Annotated in this window: 5 protein-coding genes; 1 reads left to right on the top strand and 4 read right to left on the bottom strand. The window is 58.1% G+C overall.

The window, feature by feature from the left end:
• The 4 genes from IH615_RS15985 to IH615_RS15970 all read right to left on the bottom strand — a co-directional run.
• The coding region (locus tag IH615_RS15985; RefSeq protein WP_291363305.1) for an NAD(+)/NADH kinase at nucleotides 1-565 on the bottom strand (565 nt) is incomplete at its 3' end.
• 227 nt (nucleotides 566-792) lie between these two features.
• The gene (locus tag IH615_RS15980) at nucleotides 793-1,524 is read right to left on the bottom strand and encodes a transposase (protein WP_291363304.1); all 732 of its coding nucleotides are present in this window, start codon (nucleotides 1,522-1,524) and stop codon (nucleotides 793-795) included.
• Nucleotides 1,524-2,027: a helix-turn-helix domain-containing protein gene (locus tag IH615_RS15975; protein WP_291363302.1), complete on the bottom strand. Its 504-nt coding sequence runs from the start codon at nucleotides 2,025-2,027 to the stop codon at nucleotides 1,524-1,526. Before IH615_RS15975 ends, IH615_RS15980 begins: the two co-directional genes overlap by 1 nt.
• A 44-nt stretch (nucleotides 2,028-2,071) precedes the next feature.
• Entirely contained in the window at nucleotides 2,072-3,634 is a 1,563-nt protein-coding gene (locus tag IH615_RS15970; protein ID WP_291363300.1) for a M1 family metallopeptidase, read from the bottom strand.
• A gap of 131 nt (nucleotides 3,635-3,765) precedes the next feature.
• Here IH615_RS15970 and IH615_RS15965 point away from each other — a divergent pair.
• A partial coding sequence (locus IH615_RS15965; RefSeq protein ID WP_291363298.1) for a hypothetical protein occupies nucleotides 3,766-3,986 on the top strand: 221 nt, incomplete at its 3' end.

Raw genomic sequence — 3,986 nt, 5'->3', positions numbered from 1 at the left:
CGATAAGGGCATCGGCATTGTAAGTGGTCGTCCAGCCGCCATCGATGTATGTTTCGAGTTGCACCATACGTGTAATGGCAGAGCGGCTGAGCACGACGTCGTTGAGCGCCTCGGCCTCGCAGATGGAGTGTCCACCGCGCTCTACATGCGTGTGCAGCATCATCCGCTGCTCGATCCAGTACTTCCCCGCAAGTAGACGATTCAGCGCCGGTTCCCAGGCGTCAGGATCGGCAATCTCCGTGAGAAAGCCCAGCCTGCCCATGTTGAGACCCAGCACGGGTACGCCGGCGACAGCGCACACTCGTGCAGCTCGGAGCATGGCGCCATCGCCACCGATGGCAATCACCACGTCAAGCCCGGCGATCTTGTCGCGCACACTGTCCTCATCCCACTGCGTGTGCAGCGAGGCTTCGATTTGACGTGCCTCGAGAGAATCCGCAATTTGGCGGGCAAGAGGGGCGCTCTGCGCGCGCAGCGGATGGGCAAAAACGCCAACACGACGGAACTCTGTCACCTGGATTCCTTCTTGTTTGACTTTTGCATCGATGCCGAGTTTAGCCTGCATACGTTGAACTGCCAATCGGATGTGGGGTGTGCGCGAGCCATTCTCCAGGGTGGTCGATCTCACGCGCAGAAATGAACGGGCTTTAATCCGCCTTAACTTGAATTGCTTGATCCCTTAAACAAGAGAGGGACATTCGTTAACTGCCTACGGATACGCTCCTTGAACGGGGCACACAGGTGCTTGATATGTATAGAGCCTAGTACACCAGGGCGTAAAAGAACCCGGCATTAGGCGACAAGCGCCTTGCCCTGGTAAGTCCAACGAAAAGGTTTTGCCATGGTGCGGTTAAAGTAGTCGACAAACGCCAGCACTTTGGCCTTGAGATCGGCAACCGAGATAAAGTTGCCGCGTTTGAGCAGCTTGCGAGAGAGAATGCTGAACCAAATCTCGATCTGGTTCATCCAGGAAGCGTGCTTGGGGGTGTAGTGAAAGACAATCCGGTGGGTGGGATCGGACAGAAACGCCGCGCGGGTGTCCATCGAGACGAGGATACCCGATTTGCCCTTGCCCCCCAAGTCGATGTCGAGATCGGATTCATCGGCCACGTAACGCACGAGCGACTCGGACTGGTGAGTGTTGAGATTATCGACAATAAAGTGCCATTGGACTATGCTGGGGTCAGCTTCAACGGTTCGACGGATATGGGCCAGGAAATCGGCTTCGTTGCGGGTCGATCCAGAGGAGAGCTGGCCCACCCGTCCAGCGGCCACGTCAAAATTGACGATGAACGAGAGCGTGCCATGCCGTTCGTATTCGAACTCACGACGCACGACCTGTCCGCTCTGCATCGGCAAATCCGGGTGTTTGCGCGAGAGGGCTTGTACGCCGGTCATTTCATCGGTACTCAGGGTTGCTTCTCCACGCTCAACGCGTTCCTGGGCCGTTTGATACAGATGATTGATGTCGGCGATCTTCTCGTCCGATTGTGGGTCTGGTTCAGGCGTCAGATAGTAGCGCATCAGGTGTGGTTGGAGACCCCCTTTTTGAGCAAGCGCGCCGCGTGGCGTGCCGAAATGTACGCCACAAGGCCGCGTTTCATCATCTCATCGGCAATCTCTCGGCCTGTCCATTGGCTGATAGGTCGTCCAGCCTTCTCCGGCGCTTCGCAGGCCATCTGCTCGATCTGGCACAGGTGGTCAGCACTCAGCCGAGACGGCGCGCCTGGTCGCGGTAAGTCTTCCAGACGTTCTTCCACACTCAAATCATCCAACCCTATCTCTTCCAGAGCTAACCAGCGCCCTCGCCACAAAGCCGCCATATCGACTGAAACCTTGAGTTCCTTGGCAATCTCGGCATGGTTTTTACCTCCTGCCGCCTTCAAGATGATCCGCGCCCGTTGCGCTTTTTGCTGTCCGGTCGTGCGGCGCGCTACCAGTCTTTCTAGCTCTTGGCGTACCTTCTCGCTTAACTCGATCTTCGCAGGCTTCCGTCCGGGCATGGAGCCACCTTCTTTCATCAACATGGCCCCATTCTACTCATTCCCGGCTCTATTTACGCCCTGATGTACTAGTCGTCGCTCAAGTAGCGGGCGCGGATAGCGGCAATTTGCGTGCGTTGTTCGGCGCTGAGCAGCGTCCAGAAATCATCGGGCGTGGCGACCCGGCCAGCGCCGGCCTGTGCATAAGCCGCAAGCCAGGTGAAGAAAGCATCCGTCCCCAATGAACCGCGCAGATCATGCAGCATACGCGCGCCACGCAAATAAACCGCGTTGATGTAGGCGCGCAGATTGTCGAACTGGTAGACGGTGGCATCGACGGGTTCGGAAGCCACGAAGGTATCCGGCACGAAGCTGTAGACGCGGAACTGCCACCACCAATCGCGCAGGTCGGGATAGTATTCCTCAAAGAAGATGTACTCGCTGTAGGTCGCCAGCGCTTCGTCCAGCCAGGGAGTGAGCGCCTGATCACTGCCGACGCCCGCATACCACCACTGGTGAGCGACTTCGTGAGCCGTGATGATGGTCAGGTAGGACTGCGGCGTGCCCGGCCACTGTTCGAACCACCCTGCTCCGACGAAGATGAGGCCGCTGAATTCCATGCCATCCGGGAAGTCGCCCTCGACCACGACGAGCCGGTCGTATGGATAGGGCGAGAACAGGTCGCTGTACATGGCAAGGCTGCGCGCGGCCACCTCAGCGGAGTGATCGGCCGCATCGACCAGACCTTGATCCGTCTGGATGCGCGTGCTGCCGAGCGAAAAAAGTTCTACAGTCGTCCCATTTGCCGCCTCGACCGAGCGAGTCTCGAACTGTGTGCTCATGCTGAGCGCAAATTCACGCGCGCCCGGCAGCACAAAGCGCCACGCATTGGAAGCCGGGCGATTCATCGTGCCGGGGGCTGCGATTTTGAGAGCCACCGGAGAATCCGGCACGTGCACGGTCACATCCCAATCGGCGATCTCGCTGACGACCTGCTCACCAATGACCGTGACATCCCGCGTGATCCATGCACCGCTTGCACGATAGGCAACCGTGGGCAGCCAGTGACCGAGATTGATCTGGCGCGCCGTAAAACCGAAGTAACCACTGTGACCGATGATGCCCTCGCCAACGCCGGGCAGATCGAGCCGGAAGTGCAGCCCCAGCGTGACGGCACACCCCGGTGGCAGCGGATCGAGCAGCGTGACCGTCATGCGGCGGCCCGTCAATTCATAGGCGGGCGCAGGCTCATGATCGACCGTCACCTCTTCGAGCGTAAATACCTGTGGAAAACGATTGGCCTCCACAGTAAAAACGATGTCCTCTAGCGGGGCAACGTCGGTGTTGAAATAGCGCACCATTTGACTGACCTGAGCGGTACGCCGCGGGTAGTTCACCGTCGCGTCGACCAGATGTTGGGTGTGCCCGATGGGTTCACTTGCGCAACCCTGCCCCTGCAATGCTGCGGCCTCGGTTTGCGTAGTGGGAATCGGTTGGAACTGGCGCTCACTGGTGGGCAATGGCGTGGCTTGAACGACGCGGACTGTCGTCGCGGTGGGCAGTGATGGCAATGTGGCAGGTTGGGAACCCATCGTGCTGCAGGCCACTAACAACTGCGCGGCGAGAGTGAGGATTGACCATGTTTTCGACATGGGGCTATGATACTCTGTCAGCATCCGGACGAGCAACGGATATTTTCCCGGCGCAACGCCAGCAGCAAATACGTGTTATTCTAAGCTGACACTTATTTTGTGAATCTTTCGAGCACAAGGAGGTAAAAAACTTGGACAGAACTTCATTGCGAAGACAATTCGCAGGGCTCATCAAACTGACACGCTGGAAAGAATACATCCCGTTTGTCGTTCCACTGACAATCCTCGGCGCGCTGTTGGCAGCTCGACCGAATAACGTACTCCTCGACTGGCGGCTGGTGGCGGTAACCCTGGCGAACATCCTGGCCGTGGCTTACGCCTTCATGATCAACGACATCGAAGATGCTCCCGA

The sequence above is a fragment of the Devosia sp. genome (assembly GCF_014860165.1).
Classification (GTDB): Bacteria; Pseudomonadota; Alphaproteobacteria; order Rhizobiales; family Devosiaceae; genus Devosia.
This window is presented reverse-complemented; position numbering and strand designations above follow the sequence as displayed.

Coding starts and splice junctions, on each gene's coding strand:
- IH615_RS15980 (WP_291363304.1), bottom strand. CDS start 1,524: ATGCGCTACTATCTGACGCCTGAACCAGACCCACAATCGGACGAGAAG.
- IH615_RS15975 (WP_291363302.1), bottom strand. CDS start 2,027: ATGTTGATGAAAGAAGGTGGCTCCATGCCCGGACGGAAGCCTGCGAAG.
- IH615_RS15970 (WP_291363300.1), bottom strand. CDS start 3,634: ATGTCGAAAACATGGTCAATCCTCACTCTCGCCGCGCAGTTGTTAGTG.